The sequence below is a fragment of the Arthrobacter sp. ZGTC412 genome, assembly GCF_002929215.1.
GTDB lineage: Bacteria > Actinomycetota > Actinomycetes > Actinomycetales > Micrococcaceae > Arthrobacter.
In genome coordinates this window covers 1-762 of record NZ_PJII01000064.1, presented here as the reverse complement: position 1 = coordinate 762, position 762 = coordinate 1, and the positions used below count along the sequence as shown (strand labels likewise).

The 762-nt window shown below is 60.2% G+C and carries 1 protein-coding gene; it reads left to right on the top strand.

The window, feature by feature from the left end; all coding sequences use genetic code 11:
* Positions 1-28: 28 nt before the first annotated feature.
* Positions 29-762: succinate dehydrogenase iron-sulfur subunit (locus CXQ88_RS21410; protein ID WP_104046158.1), on the top strand; the 734-nt coding region annotated here is incomplete at its 3' end.

Below are 762 nucleotides of genomic sequence, written 5' to 3'. Positions count from 1 at the left end.
TTTTTTGGAACGAGGAGTTGTCTTTCCCATGGCATTTGAGTCCCATGAACCTGCGTCAAAAGTCGATCTCCCGCAGTCCGTCAGCGAGGACGTCCCGACCTTGGAAGTAACCGTCAGGGTCCGCCGCTATGACCCCGAGTTCTCGCCAGCCGCCCGGTGGGAAGACTACCCGCTGACGATGCTGTCCACGGACCGTGTCCTTGACGCGTTGCACCGCGTCAAGTGGGAGGTCGATGGGTCCCTTTCCTTCCGCCGGTCCTGCGGCCACGGTGTGTGCGGTTCGGACGCGATGCGGATCAATGGCCGGAACAGGCTGGCATGCAAAGCCCTGCTGAAGGACTTGGACCCGACAAAACCCATCACGGTCGAGCCGTTACAGGGTCTGCCCGTGGAGAAAGACCTGATCGTGGATATGGAGCCGTTCTTCCAGTCCTACCGGGAGATCATTCCCTTCCTCATCAGCGCAGGCCATGCACCAACCCGTGAGCGACTTCAGTCCCCTGAAGAACAGGAACGTTTCGACGACACGACTAAATGCATTCTGTGTGCAGCCTGCACCTCCTCGTGCCCGGTCTTCTGGACCGACGGGCGGTACTTCGGGCCAGCTGCGATCGTGAACGCCCACCGGTTCATCTTCGACTCCCGCGACGACGCCGGGGACATGAGGCTGGAAATACTTAATGACAGGGAAGGGGTCTGGCGCTGCCGAACGATATTCAACTGCAGCGAGGCCTGCCCGCGAGGTATCAAGATCACGCAGGC